This window comes from Pseudomonas sp. FG29, from assembly GCF_057809355.1.
In genome coordinates, this window is the sequence record NZ_JBMDJU010000007.1 from 74416 (window position 1) to 91914 (window position 17499).

Annotated in this window: 19 protein-coding genes and 1 other RNA gene; 16 read left to right on the forward strand and 4 right to left on the reverse strand. The window is 62.6% G+C overall.

Translation table 11 applies throughout. The features are described from left to right. The first annotated feature begins 189 nt into the window (after positions 1-189). From rplM to ACODS1_RS10110, 7 genes are all read left to right on the forward strand, one after another. Positions 190-618 carry a 50S ribosomal protein L13 gene (gene rplM, locus ACODS1_RS10080; RefSeq protein ID WP_322980479.1) on the forward strand — a complete coding sequence of 143 codons (429 nt, stop codon included), beginning with the start codon at positions 190-192 and terminating at the stop codon, positions 616-618. Between the two features lie 14 nt (positions 619-632). Then, entirely contained in the window at positions 633-1025 is a 393-nt protein-coding gene (gene rpsI, locus ACODS1_RS10085) for a 30S ribosomal protein S9 (RefSeq protein ID WP_003459292.1), read from the forward strand. Positions 1026-1280: 255 nt separating this feature from the next. Beyond that, on the forward strand, positions 1281-1874 hold the full coding sequence (gene petA / locus ACODS1_RS10090; protein ID WP_322980477.1) for a ubiquinol-cytochrome c reductase iron-sulfur subunit: 594 nt from the start codon (positions 1281-1283) through the stop codon (positions 1872-1874). Then, positions 1874-3085 carry a cytochrome b gene (locus tag ACODS1_RS10095; RefSeq protein WP_489085545.1) on the forward strand — a complete coding sequence of 404 codons (1212 nt, stop codon included), beginning with the start codon at positions 1874-1876 and terminating at the stop codon, positions 3083-3085. The genes petA and ACODS1_RS10095 overlap by 1 nt, the downstream gene beginning before the upstream one ends. Beyond that, a complete protein-coding gene (locus ACODS1_RS10100) occupies positions 3085-3867 on the forward strand; it encodes a cytochrome c1 (protein ID WP_489085546.1) in 783 nt (260 codons plus the stop codon). Before ACODS1_RS10095 ends, ACODS1_RS10100 begins: the two co-directional genes overlap by 1 nt. Positions 3868-4031: 164 nt before the next feature. After that, positions 4032-4649 carry a glutathione S-transferase N-terminal domain-containing protein gene (locus tag ACODS1_RS10105; RefSeq protein ID WP_322980474.1) on the forward strand — a complete coding sequence of 206 codons (618 nt, stop codon included), beginning with the start codon at positions 4032-4034 and terminating at the stop codon, positions 4647-4649. A 17-nt stretch (positions 4650-4666) separates the two neighbouring features. Beyond that, entirely contained in the window at positions 4667-5083 is a 417-nt protein-coding gene (locus ACODS1_RS10110; protein WP_489085547.1) for a ClpXP protease specificity-enhancing factor, read from the forward strand. 64 nt (positions 5084-5147) lie between these two features. Here the strand turns inward: ACODS1_RS10110 and ACODS1_RS10115 are convergent, their stop codons facing one another. The 4 genes from ACODS1_RS10115 to ACODS1_RS10130 are packed head-to-tail and all read right to left on the reverse strand — an operon-like array spanning position 5148 to position 8462. Next, positions 5148-5681, reverse strand: a complete 534-nt coding sequence (locus tag ACODS1_RS10115; protein WP_322980472.1) for a BON domain-containing protein — start codon at positions 5679-5681, stop codon at positions 5148-5150. After that, positions 5678-6271, reverse strand: a complete 594-nt coding sequence (locus ACODS1_RS10120) for a phosphoheptose isomerase (protein WP_322980471.1) — start codon at positions 6269-6271, stop codon at positions 5678-5680. Before ACODS1_RS10120 ends, ACODS1_RS10115 begins: the two co-directional genes overlap by 4 nt. A gap of 26 nt (positions 6272-6297) precedes the next feature. Continuing rightward, positions 6298-6657 (reverse strand): YraN family protein, encoded by a 360-nt coding sequence (locus ACODS1_RS10125; protein WP_322980470.1) that lies wholly within the window; start codon positions 6655-6657, stop codon positions 6298-6300. Then, positions 6654-8462, reverse strand: a complete 1809-nt coding sequence (locus tag ACODS1_RS10130; RefSeq protein WP_489085548.1) for a penicillin-binding protein activator — start codon at positions 8460-8462, stop codon at positions 6654-6656. Before ACODS1_RS10130 ends, ACODS1_RS10125 begins: the two co-directional genes overlap by 4 nt. An 89-nt stretch (positions 8463-8551) precedes the next feature. Here ACODS1_RS10130 and rsmI point away from each other — a divergent pair, with 89 nt between their 5' ends. The 9 genes from rsmI to mraY all read left to right on the forward strand — a co-directional run bounded on the left by rsmI (position 8552) and on the right by mraY (position 17497). After that, positions 8552-9451 (forward strand): 16S rRNA (cytidine(1402)-2'-O)-methyltransferase, encoded by a 900-nt coding sequence (rsmI, locus tag ACODS1_RS10135; RefSeq protein WP_489085549.1) that lies wholly within the window; start codon positions 8552-8554, stop codon positions 9449-9451. Positions 9452-9510: 59 nt separating this feature from the next. Beyond that, positions 9511-9858, forward strand: an RNA gene (rnpB, locus tag ACODS1_RS10140) — RNase P RNA component class A. Positions 9859-10171: 313 nt separating this feature from the next. After that, on the forward strand, positions 10172-10627 hold the full coding sequence (mraZ, locus tag ACODS1_RS10145; protein WP_322980467.1) for a division/cell wall cluster transcriptional repressor MraZ: 456 nt from the start codon (positions 10172-10174) through the stop codon (positions 10625-10627). 2 nt (positions 10628-10629) lie between these two features. After that, the gene (gene rsmH / locus ACODS1_RS10150) at positions 10630-11574 is read left to right on the forward strand and encodes a 16S rRNA (cytosine(1402)-N(4))-methyltransferase RsmH (RefSeq protein ID WP_489085550.1); all 945 of its coding nucleotides are present in this window, start codon (positions 10630-10632) and stop codon (positions 11572-11574) included. Beyond that, entirely contained in the window at positions 11571-11864 is a 294-nt protein-coding gene (gene ftsL, locus ACODS1_RS10155; RefSeq protein WP_322980465.1) for a cell division protein FtsL, read from the forward strand. The genes rsmH and ftsL overlap by 4 nt, the downstream gene beginning before the upstream one ends. Continuing rightward, positions 11861-13588, forward strand: coding sequence for a peptidoglycan D,D-transpeptidase FtsI family protein (locus ACODS1_RS10160; protein ID WP_489085551.1), 1728 nt, complete (start codon positions 11861-11863; stop codon positions 13586-13588). Before ftsL ends, ACODS1_RS10160 begins: the two co-directional genes overlap by 4 nt. After that, a complete protein-coding gene (gene murE, locus ACODS1_RS10165; protein ID WP_489085552.1) occupies positions 13588-15051 on the forward strand; it encodes a UDP-N-acetylmuramoyl-L-alanyl-D-glutamate--2,6-diaminopimelate ligase in 1464 nt (487 codons plus the stop codon). The genes ACODS1_RS10160 and murE overlap by 1 nt, the downstream gene beginning before the upstream one ends. Next, positions 15044-16414, forward strand: coding sequence for a UDP-N-acetylmuramoyl-tripeptide--D-alanyl-D-alanine ligase (locus ACODS1_RS10170; RefSeq protein ID WP_489085553.1), 1371 nt, complete (start codon positions 15044-15046; stop codon positions 16412-16414). The genes murE and ACODS1_RS10170 overlap by 8 nt, the downstream gene beginning before the upstream one ends. Further along, positions 16415-17497 (forward strand): phospho-N-acetylmuramoyl-pentapeptide-transferase, encoded by a 1083-nt coding sequence (mraY, locus tag ACODS1_RS10175; RefSeq protein WP_322980461.1) that lies wholly within the window; start codon positions 16415-16417, stop codon positions 17495-17497. Positions 17498-17499 lie beyond the last annotated feature (2 nt).

The following is a 17499-nucleotide window of genomic DNA, read 5'->3' on the forward strand; positions in this document are numbered from 1 at the left end:
GATAATCCTCCACCTCTTTCTGCGGTGGAAGTGATGCGCCGCCTGCCGAAGAATCTTGCCGTACCGTGGACGCGCTGACCCGAGCCCCCGATAGCGTCCGTAGACGGCTGCCTTTGACTTGTCAAAGTACGCACTATTCAGTAAGATCCGCCGTCTATTTTTGCTGGGCGGCCCCTGAGGCTATAAAGAATGAAAACTTTTACTGCTAAACCGGAAACAGTAAAACGCGACTGGTTCGTCGTTGATGCTGCTGGCAAGACCCTGGGTCGTCTGGCCACCGAAATCGCGAGCCGTCTGCGTGGCAAGCACAAGCCTGAGTACACTCCTCACGTTGATACTGGCGACTACATCGTCGTGATCAATGCCGAGCAGGTACGTGTGACTGGTGCCAAGACCAGCGACAAAATGTACTACTCCCACTCCGGCTTCCCGGGCGGCATCAAAGAGATCAACTTCGAGAAGCTGATCGCTCGTGCTCCTGAGCGCGTGATCGAGACCGCGGTCAAAGGCATGCTGCCGAAGAACCCGCTGGGTCGCGACATGTACCGTAAGCTGAAGGTGTACAAGGGTGCCGCTCACCCGCACACCGCTCAGCAGCCCCAAGAACTGAAGATTTAACGGAATAGTTCATTATGTCGGCGACTCAAAACTACGGCACTGGCCGTCGCAAGACCGCAACCGCGCGCGTTTTCCTGCGTCCGGGTACTGGTAACATCTCGATCAACAATCGCACCTTGGACACTTTCTTCGGTCGCGAAACCGCTCGCATGGTCGTGCGTCAGCCGCTGGAGCTGACCGAGACAGTCGAGAAGTTCGACATCTTCGTCACCGTTGCTGGTGGTGGTGTCAGCGGTCAAGCCGGTGCCATCCGTCATGGCATCACCCGCGCTCTGATCGAGTACGACGAGACCCTGCGCAGCCCGCTGCGTAAAGCTGGTTACGTCACTCGCGACGCCCGTGAAGTCGAGCGTAAGAAAGTCGGTCTGCGTAAAGCGCGTAAGCGTCCGCAGTACTCGAAGCGTTAATCGCTACTACGCTTCTCAAAAGCGCCCAGTTTCCTTACGGAGCTGGGCGTTTTTTATGGGGCTGGCAAAATGCTGCGACAACGTGCCGCATACATACAGGCCGCGCCCGGCAAGGCTTTCGCGGTTCCCCTGGCGGGTAATTACCTTGTCAGAAAAGGGGCTTTTCTTTACCATTTGGCGAATTTTTTGCGCGGCCCGATATTTACTTAGTAGAGGCCTGAACAACAGGCCACAAAGCTGATGGGAGACGACTGAATGAGCAATGACGGCGTGAATGCAGGCCGGCGTCGCTTCCTGGTAGCGGCCACTTCCGTGGTGGGCGCTGCAGGGGCGGTAGGTGCTGCGACTCCGTTCGTGGGGTCATGGTTCCCCAGTGCCAAGGCCAAGGCGGCCGGTGCACCGGTGAAGGTGAACGTCGCCAAGATCGAGGCGGGTCAGCAGATGATTGCTGAGTGGCGCGGTCAGCCGGTGTTCATCGTGCGCCGTACCGAGGAGATCCTGAACAACCTCGCCAAGATCCACGATCGCGTGGCCGATCCGGAGTCCGCTGCCTCCGTGCAGCCGGCATACGTCGACAAGCAGACTCGCTCGATCAAGCCCGAGTTGCTGGTGCTGGTTGGTCTGTGCACCCACCTGGGTTGCTCGCCGTCCTTCCGTCCGGAAGTGGCGCCTGCGGATCTGGGGCCGGACTGGGTCGGCGGTTACTTCTGCCCGTGCCACGGTTCCCGTTACGACCTCGCCGGTCGTGTCTACAAGGCCCAGCCGGCTCCGCTGAACCTGCCGGTGCCGCCGTATAGCTACGAGACGGATGACGTCATCGTCATCGGTGTGGACCAGGAGAAGGCCTGATGAGCAAATTCATGGAATGGGTGGATGCGCGCTTCCCCGCCACCAAGATGTGGGAAGACCATCTCTCCAAATACTACGCCCCGAAGAACTTCAACTTCTTCTACTTCTTCGGCTCCCTGGCACTGCTGGTGCTGGTCAACCAGATCCTCACCGGTGTCTGGCTGACCATGAGCTTTACGCCGTCCGCCGAGGAAGCCTTCGCTTCCGTCGAATACATCATGCGTGATGTCGAGTACGGCTGGATCATCCGCTACCTGCACTCCACCGGCGCTTCGGCGTTCTTCGTGGTGGTCTACCTGCACATGTTCCGCGGTCTGCTCTACGGTTCTTACCAGAAGCCGCGCGAGCTGGTGTGGATCTTCGGCATGCTGATCTACCTGTGCCTGATGGCCGAAGCCTTCATGGGCTACCTGCTGCCCTGGGGTCAGATGTCCTACTGGGGCGCCCAGGTGATCATCTCGCTGTTCGGTGCCATCCCGGTCATCGGTGACGACCTGACCCAGTGGATCAGGGGTGACTACCTGATCTCCGGCATCACCCTGAACCGCTTCTTCGCCCTGCACGTGATCGCACTGCCGATCGTCCTGCTTGGTCTGGTGGTGCTGCACATCCTGGCACTGCACGAAGTCGGCTCGAACAACCCGGACGGCGTCGAGATCAAGAAGAAGAAGGACGAGAATGGCATCCCGCTGGATGGCATCCCCTTCCATCCGTACTACACCGTGAAAGATATCGTCGGTGTCGTGGTGTTCCTCTTCGTGTTCTGCGCCGTGGTGTTCTTCTTCCCGGAAATGGGCGGTTACTTCCTCGAGAAGCCGAACTTCGAACAGGCCAACCCGTTCAAGACCCCGGCTCACATCGCTCCGGTTTGGTACTTCACGCCGTTCTACGCGATTCTGCGCGCCGTACCGGACAAGCTGCTGGGTGTGATCGCCATGGGCGCCGCCATTGCCGTGCTGTTCGTGCTGCCGTGGCTGGATCGTAGCCCGGTCAAGTCCATGCGCTACAAGGGCTGGATGAGCAAGATCTGGCTGCTGATCTTCTGCGTCTCCTTCGTCATCCTCGGCGTTCTGGGCGTGCTGGCTCCGACTCCGGGTCGTACCCTGCTGTCGCAGGTGTGCACCATCCTGTACTTCGCGTACTTCATCCTGATGCCGTTCTACACCAGGATGGAGAAGACCAAACCGGTTCCGGAAAGGGTGACTGGCTGATGAAAAAGCTATTTGCTGCATTTGTATTCGCTGCGATGCCGGTACTGGCGTTCGCTGCTGGTGGTGAAGACGTGCACCTGGACAAGGTCGACATCGACCTGACCGACAAGGCTGCCATGCAGGACGGCGCACGTACCTTCGCCAACTACTGCATGGGCTGCCACTCGGCCAAGTTCCAGCGTTACGAGCGGGTTGCCAAGGATCTTGGCATCCCTGAAGAAGTGATGCTGGAAAACCTGGTCTTCACTGGCGCCAAGATCGGCGACCACATGAAGAACGGCATGCGCCCGGAAGATGCCAAGGTCTGGTTCGGTGCCGCTCCGCCCGATCTGACCCTGGTGGCGCGTGTGCGCGGTAACGATTGGCTGTACACCTACCTGCGCAGCTTCTATGCCGACCCGGCTCGTCCGTTGGGCGCCAACAACACCGTGTTCCCGAACGTCGGCATGCCGAACGTGCTGGTGGGCCTGCAGGGCAACCAGGTCATTGGTTGCAAGCAGGTTCAGGTGGTCACCGACGGCAAGAAGCAGTTCGACCCGCTGACCGGCGCGCCGATCACTCATGAAGCCTGTGATCAGCTGACCGTCGAGCCGAATACCGGCACCCTGAGCGAGGCCGAGTTCGACGACAAGATCAAGAACCTGGTGACCTTCCTGGCCTACTCGGCCAACCCGGTCAAGCTGGAGTCCCAGCGCATCGGCACCTACGTGCTGCTGTACCTGGCGTTCTTCTTCGTGTTCGCCTACCTGCTCAAGCGCGAGTACTGGAAGGACGTGCACTAAGCTGTCCGACCTGTCTTGAAGACCTGCGCGCCCTCCTTGGGCGCGTAGGTTTTTATAGCCTGCCATTTCTGGCGGCCCCCTGTGGTGCCGTCGCCTGCAACGTCAAAATTGCTTCCGGCAATTTTTTGCATTTCTGACCCATCAAAAAAGCGAGGAGGATCGCCATGGCGGTGACCAACCGGTTGACCTGCTACTCCGACCCCGCCGATCACTATTCCCATCGCGTGCGTCTGGTGCTCGCCGAAAAGGGCGTTAGCGTCGAGATCGTCGATGTCGAGTCTGGGCGGTGTCCGCCCAAGCTGGCTGAGGCCAACCCTTACGGTACCGTGCCGACGCTGGTCGATCGTGACCTGGCCTTGTATGAATCGTCCGTGGTCATGGAGTATCTGGACGAGCGTTATCCACATCCGCCGCTGTTGCCGGTCTATCCGGTGGCGCGCGCCAACAGTCGTCTGCTCATGCACCGCATTCAGCGCGACTGGTGTTCGCTGGTCGACCGTATTCTCGATGCGCGCAGCAAGGAGAGCGACAAGGCGCAAGCCCGCAAGGAACTGCGTGAGAGCCTGACCGGTGTCTCGCCCCTGTTCGCTGACAAGCCATTCTTTCTCAGTGAAGAACTGAGCCTGGTAGATTGTTGTCTGCTACCGATACTGTGGCGCTTGCCTTTGCTGGGGATCGAGCTGCCGCGACCTGCCAAGCCCCTGCTCGATTACATGGAACGCCAGTTCGCCCGGGATGCTTTCCGCGCGAGCCTTTCCCGTATCGAGCGAGACATGCGCTGAGGCGCGAGGAGAACCTCATGAATTCCAGTCGCCCTTACCTGATTCGTGCCCTTTACGAGTGGATCGTCGACAACGAGTGCACGCCCCACTTGCTGGTCAATGCGGAATATCCGGGGGTGCAAGTGCCTCCGGGTTTTGCCAGCGATGGCCAGATCGTGCTCAATGCCTCGCCCAGTGCCGTACGCCAGTTGCACATGGATAACCAGGCCGTGAGCTTCGAGGGGCGCTTCGGTGGCGTTGCGCACAGCCTCTATCTGCCGGTGCCGGCGATTCTGGCCATTTACGCCAGGGAGAACGGTCAGGGCATGGTCTTCGAGGCCGAAGCCCCTGCGCCATTGGCGGAAGACCACCAGGAGCCGGAAGATAACGGCCCGGACGATGGCGGCGAGCCGCCCCGCCCAAGCGGGCGGCCGAGCCTCAAGGTGGTCAAATAAGCTACCAGCAAGAGCAAAAAGGGCGCCCTGGGGCGCCCTTTTTACGTGCGATGCGGCTTGCAGCTCAGTTCGTGTACTCGAACAGGCGCACGACCCGCTGCACGCCCGATACGCTTTGCACCACGGCGGTTGCAGCATTGGCTTCGCTGCGATTGACCACGCCGAGCAGGTAGACGATGCCGTTTTCGGTGACGACCTTGACCTTGCTGCTCGGCACGCTGCTGTCAGCCAGCATCTGCGTCTTGATCTTGGTGGTCAGTAGCGAGTCATTACTGCGCGCGAGCAGTGAGGCGGGCTGCTGCACCTGCAGCTCGTTGTAGACCTTCTTCACGCCTTGCACGTTGCGTGCGCGCTGTGCAGCGAGATCCTTCAGTTCGGCGCGTGGCGTCTGGCCGGCAATCAGGATGACACCGTTGTAGGCGGTGACGATGATGCGCGAAGTCGGGCTGCTGAGGTCGGCATGCGCGTTACTGATGGCCGTGGCGACGTCCGGGCCGAGGAACTGGTCGTCGATCTTGTTGCCGATGCTGCGGCTGCCGCAGCCGGCCAGGGTCAGTACGAAGGCCAGGGTGGCCAGGATCAGTGCGGAACGCTTCATTCTTCACTCCCGAATAATTGGCTATCGATCAGGTCGCAGAGGCAGTGTATGGCCAGAAGATGAACCTCCTGGATTCGTGCGGTGACTTTCGAGGGGACGCGAATTTCCACGTCTTCCGGCAGCAGCAGCGAGGCCATGCCGCCGCCATCGCGGCCAGTCAGTGCGACCACGGTCATTTCGCGGTCGTGGGCCGCCTGGATGGCCTGGATGATGTTGGCTGAATTGCCGCTGGTGGAAATGGCCAGCAGCACATCGCCGGGCTGGCCCAGTGCACGAATCTGCTTGGAGAACACCTCGTTGTAGCTGTAGTCGTTGGCGATCGAGGTGATGGTCGAGCTGTCGGTGGTCAGCGCGATGGCCGGCAGGCTGGGGCGCTCGCGCTCGAAGCGATTGAGCAGTTCCGAGGAGAAATGCTGGGCATCGCCGGCCGAGCCGCCATTGCCGCAAGAGAGAATCTTGCCCTCGTTGAGCAGTGCCTGAACCATGATCAGGCTGGCGTGCTCGATGTAGGGAACCAGGACGTCCATGGCCTGTTGCTTGGTGTCGATGCTGGCCTGGAAGAGCTGGCGGATTCGGGATTGCATATCCATCGGTTAAAACCTTGCGTGTACGGCCGTCAGGTATCGAAGGCGTTCTTGATCCAGTCGAGGTGCGTGGTGTTGCCGGTGCTGATGGCGACCACATCGAAGCGGCAGGGGTGGCGAGCCCAGTTGGGATGCTGCTGGAGGAACATCTGCGCCGCGTTGATCAGCTTGTTGCGTTTGCGTGCATCGATGCTCCCCAGCGCGCCGCCCCAGGCGCTGTGACGACGGGCGCGGACTTCGGCGAATACTACTGTATCGCCATCAAGCATGACCAGATCGAGCTCGCCACACCGACAGCTCCAGTTCTGTTGGATCAGGCGCAGGCCGTTCCGTTCCAGATGCTCTCGGGCTGCCTGTTCGGCAGCCCGGCCCAAGTCGTTGTGTGCGCTCAATTGAGGCTGTCGGGGAGGCGTTGCACCTGGCCACCACGGAACTCGGCCCAGGGCAGTTGACGCTCGATACGTTGCGTCGCGTTCAGGCTGAGGGTGCCGGAGAGGCCATCGACGCGCGATTCCGGCAGGGCCTTGAGTTGGCCCAGACGCGGTGCCAGGCGATAGGCGTCGACGCCCATGGCATACAGACGGCCGAGGCTGCCGCCGGCCTGCGGCCACTGATTGCTCACCTGCTGGCGCAGTGGATCCTGCGCGTCCAGCAACCACGGCGTTTCGCAGAAGCGAATGCCTTCGAGATCCTGATACTGCGCCTGGCTGTGAGCGCCGGTGAACAGGTGCGAGGTAGCGTAGACCGGCACGTCACCGGCGTACTGGAAGGCCAGGGTGGGTTTGATCTGCTGGGCCTGTTGCGGGGTGGCGGCGAGGAAAATGAAATCGATGTCCTGGCGACGCGCCGGCTGTGCATCGAGGCTGGTACCCAGGGTGTTCTGCAGGCGACGGGCGCGGGCTTCGCTCTCGCGGAGCTGGAACAGGTCGGCGATCTGTCGGGCCAGTTCCACGGGCTGATCGACATGCTCGGCAGCGATCAGTGTGCCCCCTTGAGCCTGCCAGTTCTGGCGGAATGCATCGAGCACGCGATCACCCCACTCGCCGCGCGGTACCAAGGCCACGGCGCGGCGCATGCCATCGCTCCAGGCGCGGCGGGCGACTTCACGGGCTTCGTCCTCGGCTGCCAGGCCGAACTGGAACAGCTGCGCCGGGCCTTCCTGGGTCGCGTCGCTGTAGTTCAGCGCCAGGGTGGTGATGGGCAGTTGCTCGCGTTCGCTCAGCTGCTTGACCAGTGGTTTTTCCAGCGGGCCGACCACCAGTTGGATGCCGTCGGCCTGGGCCTGTTGATAGAAGGCGTCCAGCGAGCCGATGCGGGCGCTGTCGTAGAGCTTGATCTGCGGCGGATTCTGGCCGGCTTGTTCCGCCTGGAAGTGGGCGGCGAGGAAGCCGTCGCGCAGGGCGCGGGCGACGCTTGCCAGCTGTCCGTCCTGCGGCAGCAGCAGGGCGATGCGGGTCAGCGGCTGGCTGGCGAGCTCGCGCAGTTTGACCAGCGGGTCGGGCAGTTGCTGGGCGGCCGGATGTTGCGGGTTCTTCGCTACCCATTCGTCGATGGCGGCTTGCTGCTGCTCCAGGGTGGGTGCGCTCTTGGTGACGCGTGCCAGTTGCAGCCAGCCATTCAGGTCGTCGTCGGCGCCGCTGGCGGGCTGTGGGGGCAGGCTGGAAACCAGTGCCCAGATGCTTTCCTGGTTGTCATGCGCAGCCTGGCCGCTGAGCAGCGGGGCGATGAAGACGCGTTCGCGGGCAGCTGCGAGCACCTGGCCGTCGGCCTCGAGTGCGCGAGCGCGAACCAGTTGAGTGCGCGCTTGCTGTTCCACGGGGAGTTCTGCGAGACGTTCCAGGCTGGGGTGCTGCAGGGCCTGCAGGGCGCTCTTGGGCTGTTTGCGCGCCATCGCCAGCTCTGCACTGAGGGTGCTGGCGAAGATCTGCTGGGCAGGCTGCAGGCTCTTCAGGTCGACCTGTTCGAGAATCCGCGTGGCACGCGCGATGTCCTTCTGCTGATGGGCTTGGTCGGCTGCAGACAGGCGCAGCAGATTGGCCTGTTCCGGCTTGCTGTCGGCTGCCTGCTGCAGCATCTGCTCGATGCTGGCTTGCGGCGTGCGAGGCAGCTGGCCCAGGTTGTTGGCGGGCGAGTTGGCGCAGGCAGCGAGCAAGCCGGCCAGAAAGAGTGCTGAAAGTGGGCGCAGGCTAGCGATCATCGGGTCATCCTGATACTTGAGCAAAACGAGCGGCGATTGTACCCAAGGCCGGCAGACGGTGCGATGCCGCGCGGCGTTAACCCGTTAGAATGCGCACTCTTTCAATTAACGAGGTGTTTCCCGTGAGTCAGTCCGCCGTCACCAGCGTCCAGCCCGGCACCCTATACGTGGTCGCCACGCCGATTGGCAACCTGGACGACATCAGTGCGCGGGCGCTGCGTATCCTGCGCGAGGTCGCTTTGATCGCGGCGGAGGACACGCGCCACTCGGCCCGTCTGCTGCAGCATTTCGGCATTCCGACGCCATTGGCTGCCTGTCACGAGCATAACGAGCGCGATCAGGGTGGGCGCTTCCTGGCGCGATTGCAGGCTGGCGAGGATGTGGCGTTGATTTCCGATGCGGGAACGCCTTTGATTTCCGACCCGGGCTATCACCTCGTGCGCCAGGTGCGTGCTGCGGGTATCCCGGTGGTGCCGGTGCCGGGCGCTTGCGCGTTGATCGCTGCCCTTTCTGCTGCCGGGCTGCCGTCCGATCGCTTCATCTTCGAGGGTTTTCTGCCGGCCAAGGCGGCGGGGCGTCGTGCGCGTCTGGAGCAGGTTCGCGAGGAGCCGCGCACGCTTATCTTTTATGAGGCGCCGCACCGAATTCTCGAATCTCTGGAGGACATGCGCGACGTATTCGGTGGCGAGCGTCCTGCCTTGTTGGCGCGCGAGCTGACCAAGACGTTCGAGACCTTGCAAGGATTGCCGCTGGCTGAGCTGTGCCAATGGGTGGCTGCCGACAGCAATCAGCAGCGGGGTGAGTGCGTGGTGCTGGTGGCCGGCTGGCAGGCGCCGGAAGGTGAGGAGGCCGTCAGTGCCGAGGCCCTGCGAGTGCTCGACCTGCTGATGGCGGAAATGCCGCTCAAGCGTGCCGCTGCGCTGGCGGCTGAGATCACCGGAGTGCGCAAGAACCTGCTGTATCAGGTGGCCCTGGAGCGCAAGGGCTAGTGGTTGTGACGGCTGTCTCGCTTGCAGCTTGCCATCACGCCCGGTACCCTTGCCGGCGGAGAGTCGATCGGACAGTCGCTGCCTTCGCAAGAAGGGGGAGGAAAGTCCGGGCTCCATAGGGCGGAGTGCCAGGTAATGCCTGGGAGGCGTGAGCCTACGGAAAGTGCCACAGAAAATAACCGCCTAAGCGCTTCGGCGCCGGTAAGGGTGAAAAGGTGCGGTAAGAGCGCACCGCACGGCTGGCAACAGTCCGTGGCTAGGTAAACCCCACTCGGAGCAAGACCAAATAGGGTTCCATTGGCGTGGCCCGCGCTGGAACCGGGTAGGTTGCTAAAGACGTGCAGTGATGTACGTCGTAGAGGAATGACTGTCCTCGACAGAACCCGGCTTACAGATCGACTCTCCTCCCTCCTTTCTCTATTCGTGATGCGCTTCTAGTTCCCGCTCGTCTGATGCCGAAAAGATCTTACTCTTAAGAAATCACTTTAAGTTTGGATTTCAGCCTCAAGTAACGGCTGGAATTTATGTGGCAAATATCCTCTCGAGCGTCGTGTTTCTCCTCTCTTTCGTGAGCTAAATCTCCGTCCTGTAAGGATTTTTCCGTTCTGGCGCGCCTTGACGGTGGGGCGTACGCATTTCTATAGTGTGCGCGAGTGGTGGAAAGTGGCATGAAGTGGGTTTTTATGGGCATGGAAAGCTAATTACAGGGGAAGCGCAGCCGTGTTTCGCGGAGCTAACGCCATTAGTCTCGACGCCAAAGGGCGCCTCGCGATGCCGAGTCGGTATCGTGACGAGCTCGTTTCGCGTTGCAGTGGCCAGCTCATCGTGACCATCGATGCTGTCGACCCCTGTCTTTGCGTGTATCCCCTGCCTGAGTGGGAGCTGATCGAAAACAAGCTGCGCGAGCTGGCTTCCTTCCGTGAGGAGAACCGCCGCCTGCAACGTTTGCTGATCGGTAATGCGGTTGATCTGGAGCTCGACGCCAGTGGCCGTTTCCTCGTTCCTCCACGTCTGCGCGAATACGCCAAGCTGGATAAGCGAGCCATGCTCGTTGGTCAGCTGAACAAGTTTCAACTCTGGGATGAAGATGCCTGGAATGCTGTAGCCGAAGCCGACCTGGCCGCCATCAAGGAACCTGGCGCGCTTTCCGATGATCTCCGTGACCTGATTCTGTGACCATGACCGATAGCAGCTACCGCCATATCACTGTGCTGCTCGACGAAGCCGTCGAGGGTCTCGCCGTGCGCGCGGACGGTTGCTACGTGGATGGCACCTTTGGGCGTGGTGGGCACAGCCGGCTGATCTTGCACAAGCTCGGCCCAGGCGGGCGGCTGCTGGGGTTCGACAAGGATCCCCTGGCTATCGCGACTGGGGAAGCACTGGCGGCCGAAGACGGCCGCTTTGTCGTTGTGCAGCGTAGTTTTGCGGAACTTTCCGATGAGGCGGCTGTCCGCGGGCTGGCCGGCTCTATCTCGGGCATCCTGCTCGATCTGGGCGTGTCGTCGCCGCAGCTCGACGACCCCGAGCGTGGTTTCAGCTTCCTCAATGACGGGCCGCTGGACATGCGCATGAATCCGGATGTCGGCGTCAGCGCCGCTGACTGGATCGCCTCCGCCGACGAAGATGAAATCGCCCGCGTAATGAAGGATTACGGCGAAGAGCGTTTCGCCAAGCGCATGGCGCGCGCCGTGGTGCAGCGCCGTGCCGAGCAGCCGTTCACGCGCACCGCCGACCTGGCCAAGGTGCTGACCGATGCCAATCCAGCCTGGGAGAAGGGCAAGAACCCGGCGACCCGCGCCTTCCAGGGCATTCGTATTTACGTCAACAACGAATTGGGCGATCTCGAGCGTGGTCTCGAGGCGGCGCTGGACGCCTTGGAAGTGGGCGGTCGCCTGGTGGTGATCAGCTTCCACTCCCTGGAAGACCGCATCGTCAAACAATTCATGAAGCGTCAGGCCAAGGGCGAAGCCGACAAGCTGCCGCGCGACCTGCCGATCATTCCCAAGGCCTTCGAGCCGCGCCTGAAGCTGATCGGCAAACCGGTCTTCGCCAGTGACGCCGAGGTCAAGGCCAATCCGCGCTCGCGGAGCGCAGTGATGCGCATCGCGGAGAAGTTGCGATGAGCCGGCGCTTCGGCAAATCCATGCCCAGTGGCAGCCTGCTGCTGCTGGTGCTGTTCGTCGCCATTCTGGTGTCTGCTGTGGCGGTGTCCTACAGCGCTCACTGGAGCCGCCAATTGCTCAACGAGCTGTACGGCGAGTTGAGCGTGCGTGACAAGGCGCAGGCCGAGTGGGGCCGTTTGATTCTCGAACAGAGCACCTGGACGGCGCACAACCGCATCGAGGCCCTGGCCAGCGAGCAGCTCAAGATGCACATCCCCGATCCTGCCGCCGTGCGGATGGTGCAGCCGTGATCGGTCTCGAAGGCGCGCTCTATCCCTGGCGTTTCCGCCTGGTGCTGGCGCTGCTCGCCCTGATGGTCGGTGCCATTGCCTGGCGCATGCTCGACCTGCAGGTGCTCGACCATGACTTCCTCAAGGCGCATGGCGATGCGCGCAGCGTGCGGCATATCCCGATTCCCGCTCACCGTGGTCTGATCACTGACCGCAATGGTGAGCCGCTGGCTGTCAGTACGCCGGTCACCACGCTGTGGGCCAATGGCAAGGAACTGCAGGCTGGGCGTGACCAGTGGCCGGCATTGGCTGCTGCGCTCGGTCAGGAGCCGGCCGGTTTTGCCGCGCGCCTGGAGCAGAATAAAGAACGTGAGTTCATGTATCTGGTGCGCGGCCTGACGCCGGAGAACGGGCAGCGCGTGCTCGATCTCAAGGTGCCGGGTGTCTACGCCATCGAAGAGTTCCGCCGTTTCTATCCGGCTGGTGAAGTGGCGGCGCATGTCGTCGGCTTCACCGATATCGATGATCACGGTCGTGAGGGCATGGAGCTGGCTTACGAAGACTGGCTGGCCGGTGTGCCGGGCAAGCGTCAGGTGCTCAAGGATCGCCGTGGCAAGCTGATCAAGGACGTGCAGGTGGCGCAAAACGCCAAGGCCGGCAAGACGCTGGCGCTGTCCATCGACCTGCGCCTGCAATACCTGGCGCATCGCGAGCTGCGCAACGCGCTGCTGGAGAACGACGCCAAGGCCGGCAGTCTGGTGATGGTCGACGTCAAGACTGGCGAAGTGCTGGCGATGGTCAACCATCCCACTTACAACCCCAACAACCGTCGCAGCCTGACCCCGGCTGCGATGCGCAACCGGGCGATGATCGACGTGTTCGAGCCCGGCTCGACCATGAAGCCGCTGTCCATGGCGGCCGCTCTGGAAACCGGGCGCTGGAAGCCCAGCGATGTGGTGCAGGTCGGCAATGGCACGCTGCGCATCGGTCGCTACACCATTCGTGACGTGTCCCGCACCGAAGGGCCTGCGCTGGATCTGACCGGCATCCTGATCAACTCCAGTAACGTCGGCATGAGCAAGGTGGCCTTCGACGTCGGCGGCGAGCGTATCTACGACACCATGAGCAAACTCGGCTTCGGCCGTGATACCGGGCTGGGCTTTCCCGGTGAGCGTGTCGGCAATCTGCCCAATCATCGCAAATGGCGCGAGGCGGAGACGGCCACGCTGTCCTATGGCTACGGCCTGTCGGTCACAGCAGTGCAGCTGGCTCATGCCTACGCGACCCTGGCCAATGGCGGCGCGATGGTGCCGCTGTCGATGATTCGTATGGACAACCTGCCAGGCTCGATGCAGGTCGTGCCCAAGGATGTTGCGACCACTCTGCAAGGCATGTTGCAGCAGGTCGTCGAGGCGCCGCGTGGCGTCTTCCGTGCGCAGGTGCCTGGCTATCACGTTGCCGGCAAGAGTGGTACGGCGCGCAAGAACAGCGTCGGCTCCAAGGGCTATCGCGAGAACGCCTACCGCTCGCTGTTCGCCGGTTTCGCTCCCGCGCAGGATCCGCGCATTGCACTGGTGGTGGTGATCGACGAACCGGGCAAGGGCGCCTACTACGGCGGCCTGATCTCGGCGCCGGTATTCAGCAAGGTCATGGCCGGCTCGCTTCGCCTGATGAACGTAGCCCCGGACAACCTGCCGCCGCCGGAACAGAAGGTGGCCGCCACCACTCAGGGAGGGCGTAACTGATGCCCATGCCACTGAACCAATTGCTGCCGGCCGCCGAGAGCGCCGTGCTGGTACGCGAACTGACCCTGGACAGCCGCAAGGTACGCCCGGGTGACTTGTTCCTGGCCGTGCCCGGCACCCAGCAGGATGGTCGCGTACATATCGCTGATGCCATCGCGCGCGGCGCTGCTGCTGTTGCCTATGAAGCCGAAGGCGCGGCAGAAATGCATGCCGAGAGCGCCGTGCTGGTGCCGGTCAAGGGCTTGGCCGGCCAACTGTCGGCAATCGCCGGCCGCTTCTATGGCGAGCCGAGCCGTGCCCTGCATCTGGTCGGAGTTACCGGCACCAATGGCAAGACCAGCGTCAGCCAGTTGCTGGCCCAGGCACTGGATCTGCTCGGTCAGTCGTGCGGCATCGTCGGCACCCTGGGCAACGGTTTCTACGGTGCGCTGGAACAGAGCAAGCACACCACGCCTGACCCAGTCGGGGTGCAGTTCACCCTGGCTACGCTCAAGCAAGCCGGCGCCCGCGCGGTGGCCATGGAGGTTTCCTCCCATGGTCTGGATCAGGGGCGTGTCGCGGCGCTGGAATTCGACGTGGCCGTGTTCACCAACCTGTCACGCGATCACCTCGATTACCACGGCAGCATGGAGGCTTATGGCGCCGCCAAGGCCAAGCTGTTCGCCTGGGCGAATCTGCGCTGCCGGGTGATCAACCTCGATGACGCTTTCGGTCGCGAGCTGGCCGCGCAGGCGCACGAGTCGCGTCTGATCGGCTACAGCCTGGAGCGCTCCGAAGCCTACCTGTATTGCCGCGACGCGCAGTTCGATGACCATGGCGTGCGCGCCCATCTGGTCACGCCGCGTGGCGAAGGCGTGCTGCGCAGCAACCTGCTCGGTCGTTTCAACTTGAGCAACCTGCTGGCGGTGGTCGGCGCCCTGTTGGGCATGGATTACGCCCTCGACGAGATTCTCAAGGTGCTGCCGCAGCTGCAGGGCCCGGCTGGCCGCATGCAGCGTCTTGGTGGCGGCGACAAGCCTTTGGTGGTGGTCGACTACGCGCACACCCCGGATGCTCTGGAAAAGGTGCTGGAGGCCATGCGTCCGCACGTCGAAGGTCGTCTGCTCTGCCTGTTTGGCTGCGGTGGTGATCGTGATCGCGGCAAGCGTCCGTTGATGGCGGCGGTGGCCGAGCGTCTCGCCGATGAGGTGTGGGTCACCGACGACAATCCGCGTACCGAGACGCCGGCGCAGATCATCGAAGACATTCGCGCTGGCTTCAGCGCGCCAGAGAACGTGCAGTTCATTCACGGTCGCGGCGATGCCATCGCCCGGCTGATTGCCCAGGCCGCTGCCAGCGACGTATTGGTGCTGGCCGGCAAGGGCCATGAGGATTACCAGGAAATCATGGGTGTGCGTCAGCCGTTCTCCGATCTGAGTGAAGCGAACAAGGCCCTGGCGATTTGGGAGGCTGCTCATGCTTAAGCCCTGGCTGCTCAGCGAAGTCGCTGCCGACCTGAGCGCGCGCGTGATCGGCGCCGACGTGGCCTTTTCCGCTGTGGGCACCGACAGCCGTACCATCGCGCCGGGTCAACTGTTCGTGGCGCTGACCGGGCCGCGCTTCGACGGTCACGATTACCTGGCCGAAGTTGCTGGCAAAGGCGCCGTTGCCGCACTGGTCGAGCGTGAAGTGGCGAATGCGCCGCTGCCGCAATTACTGGTGGCCGATACCCGCCTGGCCCTCGGTCAGTTGGGGGCGCTGAATCGTCAGGCCTTCACCGGCGCGCTGGCTGCCGTTACCGGCTCCAGCGGCAAGACCAGCGTCAAGGAAATGCTTGCGTCCATTTTGCGTGCCGGCCTGAACGGCGCGGTGCTGGCGACCCGTGGCAACCTCAACAACGACCTGGGGGCGCCGCTGACCCTGCTGGAACTGGCGCCGGAACATCGTGCCGGGGTGATCGAGCTGGGCGCCAACCATGTTGGCGAAATCGCCTACACCGTCAGCCTGACTCGGCCGCAGGTGGCGATCATTACCAATGCCGGCAATGCCCACGTCGGTGAGTTCGGCGGTCCAGAAAAGATCGTCGAAGCCAAGGGCGAGATTCTCGAAGGCCTGCCGAGCGATGGCGTGGCCGTACTCAACCTGGATGACAAGGCCTTCGCCATCTGGCAGCGCCGCGCGGCCGGACGCAAGGTGCTGAGCTTCGCCCTGCGCGACAGCCGCGCCCACTTCCATGGCGCCGAACTGGATCGCGACGCACGCGGTTGCCAAGGCTTCACCCTGCGCAGCCCGATCGGCAGCGCGCGGATTCAGCTCAACCTGCTCGGCGAGCATAACGTCGCCAATGCCCTGGCCGCCTGTGCCGCCGCTCATGCCCTGGGCATGCCGCTGGTCGCCATGGTCGAAGGCCTGCAAAACCTGCAGCCGGTCAAGGGCCGCGCCGTCGCGCAGCTGGCGCCGAACGGCGTGCGGGTGATCGATGACAGTTACAACGCCAACCCCGTGTCGATGTGCGCGGCGGTGGATATACTCGCCGGTTTTTCCGGGCGCACCGTTCTGGTGCTGGGCGACATGGGTGAACTGGGCGAGTGGGCCGAACAGGGCCATCGCGATGTCGGCCGTCATGCCGCAGGGAAGGTCGATGCGTTGTATGCCGTCGGCCCGCTGATGCGTCACGCCGTCGAGGAGTTTGGCTCAAAAGGCCGCCACTTCGTCGATCAAGCCGAGCTGATCGCAGCGCTTCGCGCCGAACAGGCCGGCAGCACACTACTAATCAAGGGTTCACGCAGCGCAGCCATGGACAAGGTCGTGGCGGCGCTGTGCGACGTAGCTGGGGAGAATCACTAAATGCTGCTGCTGCTGGCGGAGTACCTGCAACAGTTCCACAAGGGCTTCGCGGTCTTTCAGTACCTGACCCTGCGCGGCATCCTCGGCGTGTTGACCGCCCTGGCGCTGTCGCTGTGGCTCGGTCCGTGGATGATCCGCACCCTGCAGGTGCGTCAGATCGGCCAGGCCGTGCGCAACGATGGCCCGCAATCGCACCTGTCGAAGAAGGGCACGCCGACCATGGGCGGCGCGCTGATCCTCACCGCCATCGCCGTCAGTACCCTGCTCTGGGCCGACCTGTCCAACCGCTACGTGTGGGTGGTGTTGGCCGTGACCCTGGCGTTCGGGGCCATCGGCTGGGTCGATGACTACCGCAAGGTGATCGAGAAGAACTCGCGCGGCCTGCCGAGCCGCTGGAAGTATTTCTGGCAGTCGGTGTTCGGCCTGGCGGCGGCCATCTTCCTTTATATGACCGCGCAAAGCCCGGTGGAAACCACCCTGATCCTGCCGCTACTGAAGGACATCAGCATCCCGTTGGGCGTCGGTTTCGTGGTGCTGACCTATTTCGTCATTGTCGGCTCGAGCAACGCGGTGAACCTCACTGACGGCCTCGACGGTCTGGCGATCCTGCCGACCGTGATGGTTGCCGGGGCGTTGGCGATCTTCTGCTATCTGTCGGGCAACATCAAATTCGCCGATTACCTGCTGATTCCCTACGTGCCGGGCGCCGGTGAGCTGATCGTGTTCTGCGCCGCGTTGGTTGGGGCCGGCCTCGGTTTCCTGTGGTTCAACACCTACCCGGCACAGGTGTTCATGGGTGACGTCGGTGCGCTGGCGCTCGGCGCTGCGCTGGGCACCATCGCCGTGATCGTCCGTCAGGAAATCGTGCTGTTCATCATGGGCGGCGTGTTTGTCATGGAAACCCTGTCGGTGATCATCCAGGTCGCCAGCTTCAAGCTGACCGGCAAGCGCGTGTTCCGCATGGCGCCGATCCACCACCATTTCGAACTCAAGGGCTGGCCCGAGCCACGCGTGATCGTCCGCTTCTGGATCATCACCGTGATTCTCGTGCTGATCGGCCTGGCCACCCTGAAACTGAGGTAATT